Source organism: Vibrio sp. T3Y01, assembly GCF_013114525.1.
In the GTDB taxonomy this organism is placed as follows: domain Bacteria; phylum Pseudomonadota; class Gammaproteobacteria; order Enterobacterales; family Vibrionaceae; genus Vibrio; species Vibrio chagasii_B.
Window position 1 is genome coordinate 21,360 of sequence record NZ_VTXJ01000017.1, and the last position, 16,173, is coordinate 37,532.

Below are 16,173 nucleotides of genomic sequence, written 5' to 3' on the forward strand. Positions count from 1 at the left end.
TGAGTTATCGCCCTTTTTGTTTGTCTGAAGTTCACAAATGAGATGCGTTCAGCGGTAAAACAACGAGCTAATGACGTATAAAAACAGTTAGTTATTAAAAAGCCACACATCCCATTACTGAAATGTGTGGCCGTTTAGAACTGTTCAATTTAGCTTTAGTAAGTTGAGTCGTTACTCCATTTTCCCTAGGACGTAATCTTCATCACTACTTACTACCGCGCCGTACTTCAGGAAGTTCTTACCTAGAATCATGCTGTATTCAAATCGAGAACGATCTTGAAGGTTCACTCTCACTTCTTTCTCTAGATCGCCTAACTTCACTTTCATTTCTACAACGGGGCGAATGTTTACCTTCTCGCCTTTCTTCGCTTTAATGCGCATCACATCAATCACTGGCTTGGTAAACTCTTGCTTATCGCCTTGATTGTTTTGATAAGTAAAGGTCACCATGTCTTGGCCATCTTTCTTGAATCGCTTGATGTTCACCGCGTTCATAGAGCTCACATCAGCCCCTGTGTCTAGCTTGGCAGGGAATGTCATGCCGTTCACTTCAACCACTTCAATGTGCCCGACCTTAAACAGCGGCTCGGCTTTCAATAGATAATCAGAACGCGTGTTTACGTAAACGCCCTCTTTCGCCATCTTCTTACCGAGAATGAAGTAAGCTTCTTTTTCATTACTGTTTAGCACATCGATAGCAAACTCTTGTGTGCGAACCTTGCCAGAGGCCGAGAACTCACCACTTACAACTGGGCGACTATCATCTCCGACTTTAAGCTTTTTAATGATTGGCTTTGTGACCTTCTGCTGTTCGCCATTCGCGTCAGTTAGGTAAAACTCAACCGATTCATCTTTACCCTTGCCGACAATCTCAAAGCTGTCCACCTTCAATAGAGGCGTGTTTACAGTAAAAGAAGCCACAGCCTTAAGCGGGAAGTCATCCAGTGTGATGTCCTCTTCAGGTGAGATAATCATAGGCTCACCAGACTCCGCCACATCACTAAAGCTCTCTGAACCTTCTGATAAAATGTTTTCAGCACTGGTGTCTATCATGAAGAGTTCGCTAGCGGTACTGGTTCCAAATCTCAACTGTGACTCACTACTTGAACGCTCACGTAGGTAAACCAGAACGTCTTTGGTGGTGTTCTCATCCAGTTGAACGGGAACATAGACTAAAGGTCTCTTCTTACCACTCACGCTTAGCATACGAACCAACGGCAATGTCATCTCTTTTTGCTTGCCATTGTTGTCGAACATATCAAACGTCACTTGTTTGTTCTTTTTGTCTATGTCGATGTCTTTTGCATGCAAAATGCTGTAGCGGTTCTTTAACGAGAAAGTCGCATTCATATCCATTCCCGAGATAGACACCACCTCTTTACGGCCAACCACGGTTGCGTTCTCTTGCTCTTGCAAATAGTCGTAGCCAGCAAATACCAGTGCGTTATCCGCTAGGAAGGTTTTACCGATCAATACAGGCGCAGAGAAGTGGCTTCTGTCTGTCAGGTTAACATCGGTTTTTAGCTCTTGGTCTGCGATGGTCAGCGACATTTTAATGGTCGGGCGAAGCAAAGGCGTGCTGCTGGTGCGGCTACGGATCATGCTGACACGCTCTAGTGGCGCCTCAATCAATACCATCTCACCTGTACGTGGGTTTTGAACCTTAAAAGAGACCACGGCTTCATATTTCGCAAAGGTGCTACCTTCCCAATCGTCGTAATCAACGTCACTATTGTTCAGCACATCTTCAGTTAATGCCGCCATCAGCTCTTTATCTTTGAGGTTCTTATAATCGGCATATGTGCTTTTTACATGGATGTCTTCTGCATGCATGGAAGTGGTTTCGGCACCAGTGTCGATTTTGCCAATGAAAGGAACGTCTTTAAGCCCTTGAACGCTAGAGAGGTACACATTCTCAGTACGGCCTAACACCGCCTTACCATCGAGTTCATAAGTCGGGTTTTGCGTAGTGTGTGAAGTATCTGTAGCCAAAGAATATTGTGAAAAAAGTAAAGTGCTTAAAAGAGTTAGAGCCAAAGGTATTTTTTTCATTAGTTGGTCCGTTGTGATCAGTTCACTAATAATACTGGTGAAAAGACAATAAGTTCCCCCACCAGCGATGGTTCTCACATAACGTTTACGCTATGACTTTTTCAATGACAAACCGATGACTTTGTGTCGGATTACTTCATCAAGTATTGACTAACGGATACCCAATAACCTTTTAATTGCTCGGAGTTCTATTAGAGAAACGAATACAAAAAAGGCCAACGACGCGCGTTGACCTTAGCGATTCAAAATACCCGTGAAGCGAGCTTAACTTGCTAAAACACAAACGGTTCTAGATAAACATAGCACTAAAAAGTCCCGACTGTTTTCTTTGCACAGATAGCACGAGCTTTTTCTGCGCCCTCGCCTTTATTTTTATTAAAACATTGGCGGTAAGATTCGACGTATCGCTCAAATAACACTTTGGCTTCTGGTTTGGGTTTAGAGAGCAGTTGATTGACGAACTTTCTCGACCCGACCTCGAAATGCTGAGTATCAATTGGAGAATTCCAGTCACCTCCCCAAATCATGAAACCATGATGTGCAAACAGCTCGACCACATCTTCTGCCATGCCTTGGCGTTCAATGTCATTACGAGCACGAAAGCGTGTTCTATTCACGTAACTGGTTGCCGATTGCGAAGGCTTTACCGTGATGGTTCCGTTGCTATCAAACGCTAAGAAAGGGTTTTGAACTGGGTTGATGTCGATTGCCACACCGTATGCATGCTTCGACCAACCTCCTCCGCCAGTGATAGGCCGAGCATTAAACGCACTGCTGTTATTGGCTTCCATCGAAGCATTGTCGTCACCGTTGAACTCACGCATTAGGCGCGCAGAATGCAGTGGGAAGTTACGCTGTTTGAGCGCTAAAAAGATTTGTTCAACTGAAGGGGCGATAACATCAAGCACAATCATATTCCCCTGCTGCGTTTCGCCTTTAAAGTTAATGAAATCAAAGTCCACTTTGGATAGGCGCTCACAACCAACGGGTGCTCCGCTACTCAATACCTTGTTCTTTTTCATCATGTCACACTGCCACTGAGAGACAGGCGCAACTTGGCCGTAACTCGCCGCACTGATCAAGGTTGCCAGCAAACCAACAATTAAACGTTTCATATCAAGGCTCAAAAACAGTAAGAGTAAAAAGAAAAGATAGGATGTGGAAAATAACACACTCAACCTAACAGAGCGCATACTTGCTAGTGCGTTTTGTTCCAATAAACAATTTCGCGAACTCGACCATTCTGATCTTTATCAGCCTTTCCGCCAAGCTCAGAAAGCTCAGGCAAGCACGACAACGTTGGAGCGTGACAAGCAATCAGCATCAATATAAATGCGTCATAAATATCATCTATCGCGACATCTTTACGCTTGGTGTTAGAAATAGATAACGCCAAACCCTCACACCATTGCGGGGCGAGTTGTTGAATAATCGAAAGCCTTTCCTCTTTGCCCTCTTGAGTTCGCTTCGAAAACGTTAGCGGTTCCCCTTTCAAAGCAGCGAACACCACCTCTGGGTGGGACTCTCTGATCGATAAGTTCGGGTGATCATCGATGAGCTTATCTAACTCTCGTATTTTAGGAACGATCCCCCAAGTTTGCTTAGAGAACTTCTTACCAAGCTGCTGCACATTAGCGTTACACGCCGCGATGTAATCGGTTTGGTAAACCGCCTCACGAGACGGAACCGGAAACACCGACGAACCACGCTTGCTGGTTAGAAAGCGCCTTGCTGCTTTGTCACACAAGCGATCCGGAGTTTGTGCATCACTAAAACCAATCGGCATATCGATAAGCGCCGTTGAACCGATAAAATCACTCGCTAGCTCATCAAGTGCCTTTACTACTTTGAACACTGGCTCCTGATCATCAGAGACAATCCAAGCGATCCAACCCGCCTTACAGCCATCAATTCCGATGTATTTCATTGTTTACTCTACCGTTGTTAAAGGATTAAATTTGCGGGTAAACGTGGCGCTCAATGCCACTCATTGATTAGCAGTCGACTTTTCACACCACGTACCTGCAGACCCATTGCGTCAAACACCTCTTCAAAGTCTCGACACTGTGGTGGAATATTAGGTAAAGAAAGGGCCGCTTCAGAAAAGAATTGCTGTTCAAAATGAGCCGAATCACTCCACGCCAATTGCCACCATTCGAGAATACGAGGTTTAGACGCGCGAAGTTTTTCAGCGGTAGGCACTTTGTCACTTTTGCTTAGATTCTCTCTGCTTGTGGTTGGAAAAAGGTTCCACTTATCGTTATTCGGCCAGTAAGCAAAAGGCAGACAGTGATCAACGTGATACTCATTTTTTAACGATTTCCCACTCCAAACACTGACAATGTCTGCATGTTCAGCTCTAAGTTGCTCAACTCTTTTGCGTACGTCACGAGTGTCGTGGCTTCGGTCAATCCAGACTAAACAGTCATGATAGGTCTGTAGTGAAATGTTGCGCTGTCGATTTAACTCAAAACGCTGCATCTCCATCACCCATTGATTCACGACTAGCGGCTCAATCCAAGAGTGATAGATTCTGAAACATTCCCATAAGCTTTCATCCAGTGTGAAGTAACCAAAGCTTGCTAAGAACTCACTATCGATAACCAGTGATTCTCGACTCTTTCGTCGCTGTTGAGGTGGGAGTATCTCAAACAACTTATTCTCTTTGGAACCTTGATAAATAAAGGTCACTGGGCCCGATTTAATGGTGCTGATCGTCTGTGAAAACAACTTCTGCAGTGCTTTGGCTTCATCACCAATAAACAGAGTGCCAATCGCTAAATCATCGGCACTGAGGTGCTTGAGCTTGTTCCAGCCATCGTCTTTTACAAACCCTAGGCCTTTACTAGTATTGCTATTTTGCTGAATCCCAATGCCTTCTATATCGATATCAATTAGACGCTTAAATTGCCTAACCCAATACAGAGCAACCAAACCCACAGGTAGAGATATTTTGCCATCGGTCCGATCAAGCACAGCACCAGAGTGGGCATCTGCGATTCGTAGCAAAGTTCTTAACAGGGCCAATTTGTATGTGGCTGACTTATTGTCATTCACAATAATGTGGCGCACCTTGTTTAAGTCTCCGGAGCCATCGTCTGGCAATGTCATCACTACGGTTTGCCACCAAACCTCACTGCGCTTCAAGGTGTCTTGGCTGTTATCGACATGACGCACTAATAAAGCACTGTTCTTCGACAAACGCTCAAGCTCTTCAACCGAGACCTTATACCCCTCTCGGTCGTCATGAAACTCTCCGTGACGTAGCGTAATCACCAATTTGCCATTTGGGGCGAGCAAGTTAGATAACTTTCTGAATGCTCTCTCTCGATATGACGGTGCAAGGTGCATCCACACAGCACTCACCAGTATCAAGTCAAAACGCATTCCAAGGTTTTCAGTTCGACTCAACGATGGGAGTGAATCATCTAACCATGTAACATTTGGCCCAGTGTATTCTGAGCCCTGCTCACGTAATGACGCACTGGGTTCTATCGCGATGACTTCCGCACCAGCCTTTTGCATCCATAACGCATCACGGCCACATCCCGCCCCTACATCTAGCACCTTATAGCCCTCTAAAGGCCAATAAGCTTGCCAGCTTTTATGCACAGCTTCGAAAGTCACAGAGTGGTACTGCTGGCAAAGTAGGTGAGCATTTTTATCGTAAAAAGGAATCGATGAAGACATATGCGCTATCGGAGTAAGGAGTCTAGCTCCATAGTAATAGTGACCTAACAAGATTACTAGCGGCACATATCGGTTCGGCCACTCCCATCAACATTCATCATTAGTCGCTGTTTTATATAAACATATCTCCACCAACCCATTCAGATAGGAAGCGCCTAAAATCAAGCTTCAAAGAAAAGTGAAACAAACCAGGTGCAAGGCGACACTCGAACAGAGATAATTGTTTTACCGTAATGTCCCCCAAACTCAACACTCAGCCGATAGACGTTCAATGACTCAATACTCCTACATAGACATCCCATTCAACCTACGCCACACCTGTTGGTTTTGTGGTGAGCCTTCTAATCACAGCGTTGAGTTTCCTAAAACCGCTTCGCTTTTTGCCAAGGTTGGTCATGCGCCGATAGCACTGCCAGCGTGTAAAGAGTGCGCGAGTGTTAAGTATGCGAAAGACCTGACTTCGATTTGGGCGGTGCGTGACCAGATAAAACATGCGCTCATTGATAAGTATGCCAAGCACTTAGGTATTGGTGAGAACTGGACAGAGCAAGAGCTGATAGACAGTGAATTTACGGGCTCGACACTTGGCGGCTTTGGGCGCAGCGCTTGGAAGATGTATCAAATAGCCAAGCAACGAGTCGAGTATCAAGGTTGGCCTTTGTCGCTTGATAACATCGCCATTGAGGCCTACGACGAAACCAGTGGCTTTGAGTTTGAAGGCACTCGTTATGCTTCAATCCACTCTTGTATCGATTATTTCACCAAGGCAGCCGGGGTAGACAAAGAACTGCTGTCTGAGCTGGTCAATATAGTTTCATCAGAAAGATTTAGCTACGCACTGAGAATTGCAAAGCTGAACAAGATTGTCTCGAATTCCAAGCGTTTGGCTATCATCGATGAGGTGCTGCTGCAAGAATCTGAACAGCAAGAGATTCTGCTGGAACAGGCTAATACAATGTTTAACCCGAATATTGAAGAAGTGTCGGTTGCTGGCTCAACGGCTCCGGTGTTTTCGATTCAATGGGCACTGGCGAACAAGGTGGAAGATTTAGCTCAGCTATGCGCGCTTGAAGATGATTATTTTGACTATTTCGAACACCTTGGCGGCCCTGCGGCTTTCATGTCTTATAACGGCCTTCAGCTCTATTTCGAAGCTCGCCAAAATCCTGAATGGGTAGAGCAATCAGACCCAAATAAGCAATATTGGCCCTCATAACCCTGTACTGGTGAACACGTGTAAGCTCGGTAAGCCTGTCTGTGAGTGATTGTTAGTCATTGTTTTATATACAGATCTAAAAATAGGCCTCACACACAGTTAATTGTTGCATTTCGGTTAAATAGAGTGAAAACTTCAATTATCTAAAACTATTTAATCACTGCATCCTTGTAGTGAGTAAGGAGTCAATTGTGCTTGCTGTTCTTCGTATTATCTTGGCTACGGTGTTTATTATTTTCACCACGTTATTTGCTTTTGTTTACTGCTTGTTTAGCCCCAAGAACCCTAAGCATGTATACTTTTTTTGTCGTTGGTTCAACCAATTACAGAAGATCCTTGGTGTAAAACTGGTGCAGCGTGGCCTAGAGAATGCCCCAACACCAGAAAAGAGCGTGTATATCTCTAACCACCAAAGTGTGTTGGATTTTGTCACCGATCCAGGAATGCTAAGGCCGCGTACTGTTTCTTTAGGAAAGCGTGATTTATTGATAGTGCCTTTCTTTGGTCTACTGTATTGGATCACGGGGAACATTCTGATCAACCGTGAAGACAAGTCGAAAGCGCGCGATACCATCAAACAAGTGGCAGAAGCAATTCATCAGCGAGACCTTTCTGTGTGGGTTTACCCAGAGGGGACACGTAGTAAAGGCCGCGGGCTATTGCCTTTCAAAACAGGCGCTTTCCGAATGGCGATTGAGGCAGGTGTGCCTATCACCCCGATGTGCACGAGCACCACTCACAATAAAATCGACTTTAACCGACTAAACAACGGCATTGTGATCACCGAGATGCTTGAGCCTATTGATGTATCTGGATACAAACTGAGTGACGCAAGAGAACTGGCGAACCACTGCCATGCGTTAATGGCTGAGAAGATTGCTGAGCTTGATGCTGAAGTCGCTAGATTGGAATCACAACAAAACCCAGGGCTTGATTCCGACCGTTCTTCTACGAGCTAACTCGCAGCGAAAACATTGAGTTATCGCTCAATTACCGAAAAAGAGACCTTACGATCGCAACTCTCATTGTTCTTGTTTTACTTGCCGACGGTTATCCGCAAAATAAAACGCGGGAAACGGCATAGAGCAATGGGAGTAAACGATGGAAGTGATTCACCATGGCGGTAAACATACGGTCACAGGATCTTGTCACGAGTTAAGAGACTCCGGCCAAGCGGTGCTTATCGATTGTGGCTTGTTTCAAGGCAAAGAGGTTCAGGGTAAAGAGACACGCCCTCTTGATATCGATTTTGAAACATCCCACCTCAATGCCCTGCTGTTAACTCACACTCATATTGACCATATCGGGCGACTGCCTTGGTTGCTAGCCACTGGGTTCAACCAACCGATTTATTGCACTCAAGCCACCGCTGAACTTGCTCCTTTGATGATTGAAGATGGCTTAAAGCTGCAAGGGCTAAGCCATAAACAAGCAAAGCTAATACTGAAAAAACTCCACTCATTGATTGCTCCCAAGCCTTATGGAGAGTGGTTTCCTATCGCTGCTAAACAGCAAAATAACGGAAAGGATCATGGTAGGCCAAATAGTCTGTATGCTCGTTTTCAACCTGCTGGGCATATCTTGGGTTCTGCCTATATCGAGATAAAGTTACTTAATCAACAAGTGGTGGTGTTTTCCGGAGACTTAGGGCCAAGTAATACACCGTTACTGCCCGACCCTATGCCTCCTCAGCAGGCCGACTACCTGTTTATCGAATCAACCTATGGCACGAGCACACACGATGATATTGCGACACGAGCCGAGCGCCTTAAAGCCATCATTGATCGTTCGCTTCTAGATGGTGGTGTCATCTTGATCCCGGCATTCAGTATTGGCCGTACACAAGAACTCCTGTTTGATATTGAGCAACTGATCTTTGAGCATCAACTCAGTGCCGACATTCCTATCATTCTTGATTCACCGATGGCTCTGAAAGTCACCCGCTCTTACCGACGCTTTAAAGAACTCTGGGGCCAAGAGGCAAAACAACGGCTTGAACTAAAACGTCATCCGCTAGCATTTGAGCAGTGCATTACTGTCGATGGGCATAGAATGCATAAGAAAATCGTCAATAGACTGCGTTCAACCGGCGAGCCTGCGATTGTGGTCGCGGCTTCCGGTATGTGTCAGGGAGGCAGAATCATGAACTACTTATCCGCCTTACTGCCAGATAAACGAACCGATGTAATTCTGGCGGGCTACCAAGCGCACGGCACGCTAGGGAGGGAGCTTCAACAAGGTGAAATGCAAGTATCGATCGACGACAAGCAAGTGGAGGTGAATGCTCAAATTCATGGCATGTCTGGCTACTCTGCTCACGCCGACCAAGAAGATCTCAAGCGCTTTATTACTGGCATTCCTGTGGCACCCAAAGAGATACATTTGATACATGGTGAACCAGATACCCAGTCTGAATTCGCTCAAGAGTTGGTAAAACAGGGATTCAATGTTGTTTAAAACAGGCTTTTAACTGGGCACGGCTGCGGATGTCGCGTGCCCTCTTGCCATCCCCTCCTTCAAAAGAAGACCTCCTCTTAAAGCTGTCAGTGCTCTAAATAGAGGTGATATATTCTAACTTATTGATAACATCCCGTCGGTTATAGCCGTTACTGCCAATCGGCTAAAAGAGCAATTTTCGCTCTCACCCCATTCTCAATCCTTCAAGCAACTCACACTTTTGTATTAATCACTATTTATGCACTTTGCAAAACCCGACCAAAAGCAACCAGTTGCATTTAATTTCAAATAGAACAATTATCGAAATAGCACTAAGCGTTAACAATTTGCTCCCACAACATGCTTTATGTCACAGTAATCCGAATGCGCAGTTAAATAATTTAACACTCAGGTTACAAGTGAAGTATTGTGTTGTTCGAAAAACAATCACAAGTGAAAATAACAGGGAAAATACTCATGCAGTCATTCGTTGATTTTTTGAATGGAATAATCTGGAGTCCAGTACTTATCTATCTATGTTTAGGTGCTGGTTTGTTCTACTCGGTCATGACTCGATTTGTACAAATCCGTCACTTCTTTGAAATGTGGCGTTTGTTACTATCTGGTAAAAGTTCGAATAAAGGTATCTCATCTTTCCAAGCTCTTGCTGTTTCGCTATCTGGCCGTGTAGGTACAGGTAACATTGCAGGTGTTGCTGCTGCTATCGGTTTCGGTGGCCCTGGTGCAGTATTCTGGATGTGGGTTGTTGCCTTCTTTGGTGCAGCGACTGCGTTTGCAGAATCTACGCTAGCGCAAATCTACAAAGAAGAAGACGAAGGCCAGTTCCGTGGTGGTCCGGCTTACTACATCGAGAAAGCGATGGGTCAGAAGTGGTACGCATGGATCTTTGCAATCGCGACGATTTTTGCTTGTGGTATTTTACTTCCAGGTGTTCAGTCAAACAGCATAGGTAACGCTGTAGAAGCTGCATTTGGTTCAGGTGCAATGATCGAAACAGCTGTCGGTACATTCAGTTTCGCTAAAATTTTCACTGGTACTGTTGTCGCTATCATCCTTGGTTTCATCATCTTCGGTGGTGTTAAACGTATTGCGAACTTCACGCAAATCGTTGTTCCATTCATGGCATTGGCTTACATCATCATCGCGTTCGTTATCATCCTACTAAACATCAGCCAAGTTCCTGTTGTGTTCTCTATGATTGTTGGTGATGCATTCACACCTATGGCTGGCTTCGGTGCTGCGATTGGTTGGGGTGTTAAACGTGGTGTCTACTCAAACGAAGCGGGTCAAGGTACTGGTCCTCACGCAGCTGCGGCAGCAAGTGTTGATCACCCAGCTCAGCAAGGTTTGGTTCAATCATTCTCTATCTACATCGATACACTGCTAGTTTGTTCTGCTACGGCGTTCATGATCATCATCACTGGTGCTTACAACGTACACGGTGGCGCAGAAGGCGTATTCCTTGTACAAAACCTAGCAGCAAACGTTGGTGCAAACGGCCCTGTATTTACACAGCTAGCGATTGAAAGCGCACTACCAGGTGTTGGTAAGCCATTCATCGCATTTGCTCTGTTCTTCTTCGCATTTACAACGATTCTTGCTTACTACTACATTGCAGAAACGAACATTGCTTACCTACGTCGTACCATCAAGATCCCTGGCATGATGTTCGTACTTAAGCTTGTTCTTATCACTGCGGTTTTCTATGGCACAGTTAAAACAGCGAACCTTGCATGGGCAATGGGTGACGTTGGTGTTGGCTTGATGGCATGGTTAAACATCGTTGGTATTCTGATTATCTTCTTCATGTCTAAGCCTGCGCTTAAAGCTTTGGCTGACTACGAAGAACAGCAGAGTAAAGGCGTAACCGAGTACACATTCAACCCTGTAAAACTAGGCATCAAAGGTGCTACTTACTGGGAAGAGAAGTACAAGCGTAAGACGGGTAAGTCGCCAGAAGCTGAAGTGGCAGACAGCAAGCCAGTAGAACAGCCTTCAGCATAAGGCCTTCAATTACAGCTTTTAAACGATAAGTTGCTCTAGATTCTGTTTTTCTTTAGAGCAAATGCAAAAAAGGGTTAGCCATGGCTAACCCTTTTTTTATATTTCTAAGAAACGCGAGATTATGCAGCGATTTCTTGTGTTGCCATTTGAGGTGCTTTCTTCTCACCGATAGGCAGTACTGTGCGGCCGTATTCGTTGTTGATTACTTGTGCCATTGCGAAGTAGATAGCTGAAGCGCCACAGAAGATACCTTCGAAACCAGCGATAGTGCCGATCAGTTGGCTACCAGTGAAATCACGAGCTGCAAGTAGGAAGAACAAGATCGTTAGTGAACCGAATACTACTTGCTTCGCTACTGGGTAGCATAGAGAACCGATGAACATGAAGCCTGTGAAGATGCCCCATAGAAGTAGGTACCAACCCATGAATGCTGCTGGGCTTGCTGGTAGGCCCATGTAAGGCATTACGATTAGACCAACTAGAGACAACCAAAATAGGCCGTAAGAGGTAAATGCAGTTGTACCGAACGTGTCACCACGTTTGAAACACATTGTGCCAACGATAACTTGGCTTAAACCACCGTAAAAAATACCCATCGCAAGGATCATTGAATCTAGTGGAAAGAAACCTGCGTTGTGGATATTAAGAAGAATAGTGGTCATACCGAAACCCATTAAGCCTAACGGCGCTGGGTTAGCTAGTTTGGTCGACATTGCGAATTTACCTTTATCAAATAGGGGGTTAAAAAAAACCAATAAAAATTGTAAGAAAATTTTAATTGATAAATCGATTTTGGGATAATCCAGTTATCGAAAACTAAGGTTGTTGAAATGATCCTATTGGGGTTTTGATTTGGTTTCTGTAATTTGCATTCATGGAAGATATGCATTGCAAGTTCACTATTCCGCTATAGAAAAGATGCGAGTAACGGGATACGGGATGCGAAGAGCTGGTCTCTCAGTCGTCATTCCAGAATCGAGAGACGAGATATCTGGAATCTCCTTTAAGTATGCACACTAACGATAATCCCTACTACGCTCGTGCCTCGCTATAGGGAATGACGAGTGAAGTGTATATTGAGGTGGTTAGGAAGAAACGAGTGTAACTTAGATGCGAGTAACGAGATGCGGGATGAGAAAAGACTCTCCAGATTTGAGTAAGCGAGAACCCTTAGCGTCAAACTTAGACAGTAGAGAGCGAGCTCTTCGATACTCGTTTACTCGCATCCCATATCTAGTCTCTCAGTTGAAATCTTAAATTACGCTTGTTGTGGTTTAGATTCAGATACTTGAGATTGAACTTCTGAAGAAGCGTTTTTACTCGCGTCGCGCTTGGCTAGCAGTGTCACCACAACCAATTGAGCGACAAGCGCACCTAACACAACCAACGAGCTGCCAGTTAAGCCAGCTACAACAAAGCTCACTAAAGCAATACAACCGTTCATTAATGCGTAAGGTAGTTGCGTCTTAAAGTGCTCAAACTGATCACACCCGGCACCTGTTGAAGAGAGGATGGTGGTTTCAGAGATCGGTGAGCAGTGATCACCAAACAAACCACCAGAAAGTACCGCACCAATCGCAACCAACAGTGGTGCATCAATGGCAATCGCGGTTGGGATAACCAACGGCATCATGATGGCAAAGGTTCCCCATGACGAGCCCGTAGCGAATGAGATAATAGCCGACAGTAAGAAAGCAACCGCAGGCACTAACCAGTAAGGGAAACCGCTTTGCGCTTGTTCTGCAATATAAGCCGCCGCACCTAACTCTTTACCGATCGTGCTTAATGCCCACGCCAGTACCAAAATAATCGCAACCGGCATCATGTTACCCATGCCTTTTAGATACACAGAAACGCCATCCGACAGCTTTCTCACGCCGTAGTAAGCCATTAGCGAGATCAAGGTAATCGCGGCAAAGAAATAAGCCGAAGACAGTGCTGCTCTGAATGATGAGCCAGCGACCTTTTGAAATGGGAAGCCTTGTGGAACTAACATGGCACACAATACCACCAGCATCACTAATAATGGTGCCCAAACAAAAGAAGCCTTTGCATTTTTATGCGAGAAAGGATTGAGTGATTCACTGTTCACGCCAGAGTTGATTCCCGCATGGCAATCACGTTCCGCTTTTGCCATTGGTCCGAAGTCTAAACCTTTAACTGAAACCAAAGGAACAATGAAAATCGCTAAGAATGCATAGAACTGAAAAGGAATCGCACCGATAAAAGCATCCCAATCAGACATGTTGACATTCAAAGCAGTAAACTCTTTTTGAATCAGACTCATGATGTAAACGCCCCACCCGATAAAAGGGATAAGGATCGCGACAGGTGATGATGTAGAGTCGATGATAAATGCCAGCTTCTGTCTAGAAAGTTTCAGTTTATCGAAAAGGGGACGAAAGACAGGACCAACAATTAACGGAGTACCTAAGTCAGAGAAAAATATCACGATTCCTCCAAACCAAGCAGACAGTTGAGCTTGGCACTTGTTACTTACCCACTCAGTCACACGCTTGGCAAACGCAACACCACCACCCGACTTTTCCATCAAAGCGACAAAGCCCCCGATGAATACCAACAGCATAATAACGCCAGCATTGTAGCTATCAGTAAGCTGTGGCACTAGGTAGCCTTTGACCATGCTCCCAAAGGTATCAAGAGGGTTTAGTTCACTAAACATTCCGGTGAGCATAGCTACGCCACTGAGTACGCCAGCAAAAAGGCCAATCACTACATTCCTTGTCGCCAACGACAACACCAAAGTGATCACAATGGGGATGAGTGACGTGATATCTGTCTGTTCCATAGGTAAACCTTAACCCTAAAATAAAGAATAAGTATAGTTTAAAAGTGAATATAAATTCAAAAAGAGCATTTGTACAGGACTTTATTCTCTAAATGGAAAATTAGCATTCAGCTAGGGAGTTTTGCGTTAGATGATCGAGGAGCGCAGAGCAGAAACGCAAAAGCCGAAAGCAATCACTTTCGGCTTTGATTAATCAGTTAAGGTACTCAATTGGCTGAACAATTAATTACAGCTGATTTCATCCCAGAACCAATTCGATTGAACTGGGCTTTCCCAGACGCCAGGGCCGTTTTTAGCCACAAAGCACTTACCGTTATGCGTCACTTTATCGCCATTACTCACTTGGCTAACACCGGCTTGCCACGTAATAAATTCAGATGGATCGACAACCACTGGTGGCTCTGTCACAGGCGGTTCAACGGGTGTTGGGTCTACTGGTTCTGGATCGACAGGAGCAGGATCAACAGGCGTTGGATCTGTCACAACTGGTGGTGTTGGCTCACCTGCTACTAGTTTCCAAGGGCCACCATTGGCAGGGTCATCCCCTTGTGTCCACCATTTCGCTTCATAAGTTGCGCCATTGTGAGTCACTTGGTCACCGGCGTTGTAAACCTTAGTCGCACTCCAGCCGTTACCACCAGGGTCGGTTCCTGGGTCTACCGGATCAAGCTTATCGACCACCTTCACTTCAGGCCAACTTGCATGAGATCCATAAAAGTTGGTTACACACTTCTCGTAATCGCCCGGTACTAATGCAGAGTAAGCGGTTTGGAAGCCGACTAACTCACACTCAAATGAGTAGCCTTCTGGGCGATCTGCGTAGTATTTCCAGTTGCCATCCCAGTTGGTGTATAGCACATCTGTTGCGCCATTAAGGTTCAAGCTTCCATATGGAGTTTGTTGCCAACAGGTATTGGCTTCATCTGCCTCTACAGGAATTTCATAGTGCGCCGCTAGCCCTTCCCAGTAACGAATACGGTTAACCGGTTGGCCTTTGTCTTTATTCTGCTCACCACACTCAATGCCACCGTTGATTACGTTAATGGTGGTACCAAAGCCATAACCAATGCCCGCATCCAGTTCACGTTGAGATGGCGTCCAAGTACGGTCAATAACGTGCAACATCGCTGGCTTCGGTGCTTGTGGCGTTAAGAAGAACCAAATAGCTGAAGCCAAGTTCAACCATGAATCAGCAACTAAACCCGGATTATTCAGCAGCACGGTTGCATCACCATCGAACATCACTTCAGAGAAAGCGCCGTAGTTAAAATGGTAAGAAAGCTGTTTAGCACCACGACCGAAGTAACCCTGCCCTGCCGCACATGGCCAGCGTGCATTTTGCCAATCATTCTGACCACAACCTGTGGTGTAACCTTCTTGCCCTTCAGACCAACCCATTTCACGAACATGGACTAACGCTTGCTGCCACTCTTCTAAACCCAACGGGTTATCAGAAGTATTATCTATCGCGATGTGGCCGCCCGTCTCTTGAGAGAAATGAGCAAAGGCTGTGATGATGGATTTCTTACAGATGGCATCAGAGTCGCGGCCATCAGTGTACTCTCCACAGAACGCAGGGAATTTACCAATCGCACGTAGAAAGCGAGTGTAAGTGTATTCAGGGGCTGCCATCTGAGTAAGGAAGTCCCATTCAGATTGAGGGAATACGCGCTCTACTCGCTTTACGTTCTCAGGGTTGGAAGATAAACCGGGTTCAATCGCTTCAACGATGGTGTTCGAACGAGTTTGTAGAGCCTGTGACCAGATCGCATACATAGGGTCCGAGGTTTTTGCTTGTTCAGCAGCTTGTAATGCCGATTTTTCAACAAGGTAACCATTCGGGTTTTGCGGATCAGGTTGAATGTTCAAAGACGCATGACTTTGCGCTGCCAAGGTGCAGCCCAGTACTGTCGCCAAATATTTGATTTTTAACATGATGGATTCT

General features: G+C 45.3%; 11 protein-coding genes. 4 read left to right on the forward strand and 7 right to left on the reverse strand.

The window, feature by feature from the left end:
- Positions 1 to 171 precede the first annotated feature (171 nt).
- The 4 genes from F0232_RS17335 to F0232_RS17350 form a co-directional block, all read right to left on the reverse strand.
- A complete protein-coding gene (locus tag F0232_RS17335; protein WP_105059100.1) occupies positions 172 to 2,052 on the reverse strand; it encodes a RimK/LysX family protein in 1,881 nt (626 codons plus the stop codon).
- A 305-nt stretch (positions 2,053 to 2,357) separates the two neighbouring features.
- On the reverse strand, positions 2,358 to 3,167 hold the full coding sequence (locus tag F0232_RS17340) for a M15 family metallopeptidase (protein WP_061033273.1): 810 nt from the start codon (positions 3,165 to 3,167) through the stop codon (positions 2,358 to 2,360).
- Positions 3,168 to 3,250: 83 nt separating this feature from the next.
- Positions 3,251 to 3,979: a DUF429 domain-containing protein gene (locus tag F0232_RS17345; protein WP_105059099.1), complete on the reverse strand. Its 729-nt coding sequence runs from the start codon at positions 3,977 to 3,979 to the stop codon at positions 3,251 to 3,253.
- Positions 3,980 to 4,029: 50 nt separating this feature from the next.
- Positions 4,030 to 5,742, reverse strand: a complete 1,713-nt coding sequence (locus F0232_RS17350; RefSeq protein WP_105059098.1) for a bifunctional 2-polyprenyl-6-hydroxyphenol methylase/3-demethylubiquinol 3-O-methyltransferase UbiG — start codon at positions 5,740 to 5,742, stop codon at positions 4,030 to 4,032.
- A 271-nt stretch (positions 5,743 to 6,013) separates the two neighbouring features.
- Between F0232_RS17350 and F0232_RS17355 the strand changes: the two genes are divergently transcribed.
- The 4 genes from F0232_RS17355 to F0232_RS17370 all read left to right on the forward strand — a co-directional run bounded on the left by F0232_RS17355 (position 6,014) and on the right by F0232_RS17370 (position 11,419).
- Positions 6,014 to 6,958, forward strand: coding sequence for a hypothetical protein (locus F0232_RS17355; RefSeq protein WP_105059097.1), 945 nt, complete (start codon positions 6,014 to 6,016; stop codon positions 6,956 to 6,958).
- A 191-nt stretch (positions 6,959 to 7,149) separates the two neighbouring features.
- Positions 7,150 to 7,917, forward strand: a complete 768-nt coding sequence (locus F0232_RS17360) for a 1-acylglycerol-3-phosphate O-acyltransferase (protein ID WP_061033276.1) — start codon at positions 7,150 to 7,152, stop codon at positions 7,915 to 7,917.
- A gap of 142 nt (positions 7,918 to 8,059) precedes the next feature.
- Complete coding sequence (locus tag F0232_RS17365) at positions 8,060 to 9,415, forward strand: MBL fold metallo-hydrolase (protein WP_105059096.1); 1,356 nt, start codon at positions 8,060 to 8,062, stop codon at positions 9,413 to 9,415.
- Between the two features lie 456 nt (positions 9,416 to 9,871).
- Entirely contained in the window at positions 9,872 to 11,419 is a 1,548-nt protein-coding gene (locus tag F0232_RS17370) for a sodium:alanine symporter family protein (RefSeq protein WP_008223346.1), read from the forward strand.
- Between the two features lie 119 nt (positions 11,420 to 11,538).
- Here F0232_RS17370 and F0232_RS17375 read toward each other — a convergent pair whose 3' ends face one another.
- The 3 genes from F0232_RS17375 to F0232_RS17385 all read right to left on the reverse strand — a co-directional run bounded on the left by F0232_RS17375 (position 11,539) and on the right by F0232_RS17385 (position 16,163).
- Positions 11,539 to 12,132, reverse strand: coding sequence for a GPR1/FUN34/YaaH family transporter (locus F0232_RS17375; protein ID WP_004737553.1), 594 nt, complete (start codon positions 12,130 to 12,132; stop codon positions 11,539 to 11,541).
- 545 nt (positions 12,133 to 12,677) lie between these two features.
- Positions 12,678 to 14,228: a Na+/H+ antiporter NhaC family protein gene (locus F0232_RS17380; RefSeq protein WP_105059095.1), complete on the reverse strand. Its 1,551-nt coding sequence runs from the start codon at positions 14,226 to 14,228 to the stop codon at positions 12,678 to 12,680.
- 222 nt (positions 14,229 to 14,450) lie between these two features.
- Positions 14,451 to 16,163, reverse strand: coding sequence for a chitinase (locus F0232_RS17385; protein WP_105059094.1), 1,713 nt, complete (start codon positions 16,161 to 16,163; stop codon positions 14,451 to 14,453).
- Positions 16,164 to 16,173: the final 10 nt, after the last annotated feature.

What these genes read in the sequence shown, in the direction of transcription:
- F0232_RS17365 (WP_105059096.1), top strand. Translation starts at nt 8,060, where the DNA reads ATGGAAGTGATTCACCATGGCGGTAAACATACGGTCACAGGATCTTGT.
- F0232_RS17335 (WP_105059100.1), bottom strand. Translation starts at nt 2,052, where the DNA reads ATGAAAAAAATACCTTTGGCTCTAACTCTTTTAAGCACTTTACTTTTT.
- F0232_RS17350 (WP_105059098.1), bottom strand. Translation starts at nt 5,742, where the DNA reads ATGTCTTCATCGATTCCTTTTTACGATAAAAATGCTCACCTACTTTGC.
- F0232_RS17345 (WP_105059099.1), bottom strand. Translation starts at nt 3,979, where the DNA reads ATGAAATACATCGGAATTGATGGCTGTAAGGCGGGTTGGATCGCTTGG.
- F0232_RS17385 (WP_105059094.1), bottom strand. Translation starts at nt 16,163, where the DNA reads ATGTTAAAAATCAAATATTTGGCGACAGTACTGGGCTGCACCTTGGCA.
- F0232_RS17380 (WP_105059095.1), bottom strand. Translation starts at nt 14,228, where the DNA reads ATGGAACAGACAGATATCACGTCACTCATCCCCATTGTGATCACTTTG.
- F0232_RS17375 (WP_004737553.1), bottom strand. Translation starts at nt 12,132, where the DNA reads ATGTCGACCAAACTAGCTAACCCAGCGCCGTTAGGCTTAATGGGTTTC.
- F0232_RS17370 (WP_008223346.1), top strand. Translation starts at nt 9,872, where the DNA reads ATGCAGTCATTCGTTGATTTTTTGAATGGAATAATCTGGAGTCCAGTA.
- F0232_RS17340 (WP_061033273.1), bottom strand. Translation starts at nt 3,167, where the DNA reads ATGAAACGTTTAATTGTTGGTTTGCTGGCAACCTTGATCAGTGCGGCG.
- F0232_RS17355 (WP_105059097.1), top strand. Translation starts at nt 6,014, where the DNA reads ATGACTCAATACTCCTACATAGACATCCCATTCAACCTACGCCACACC.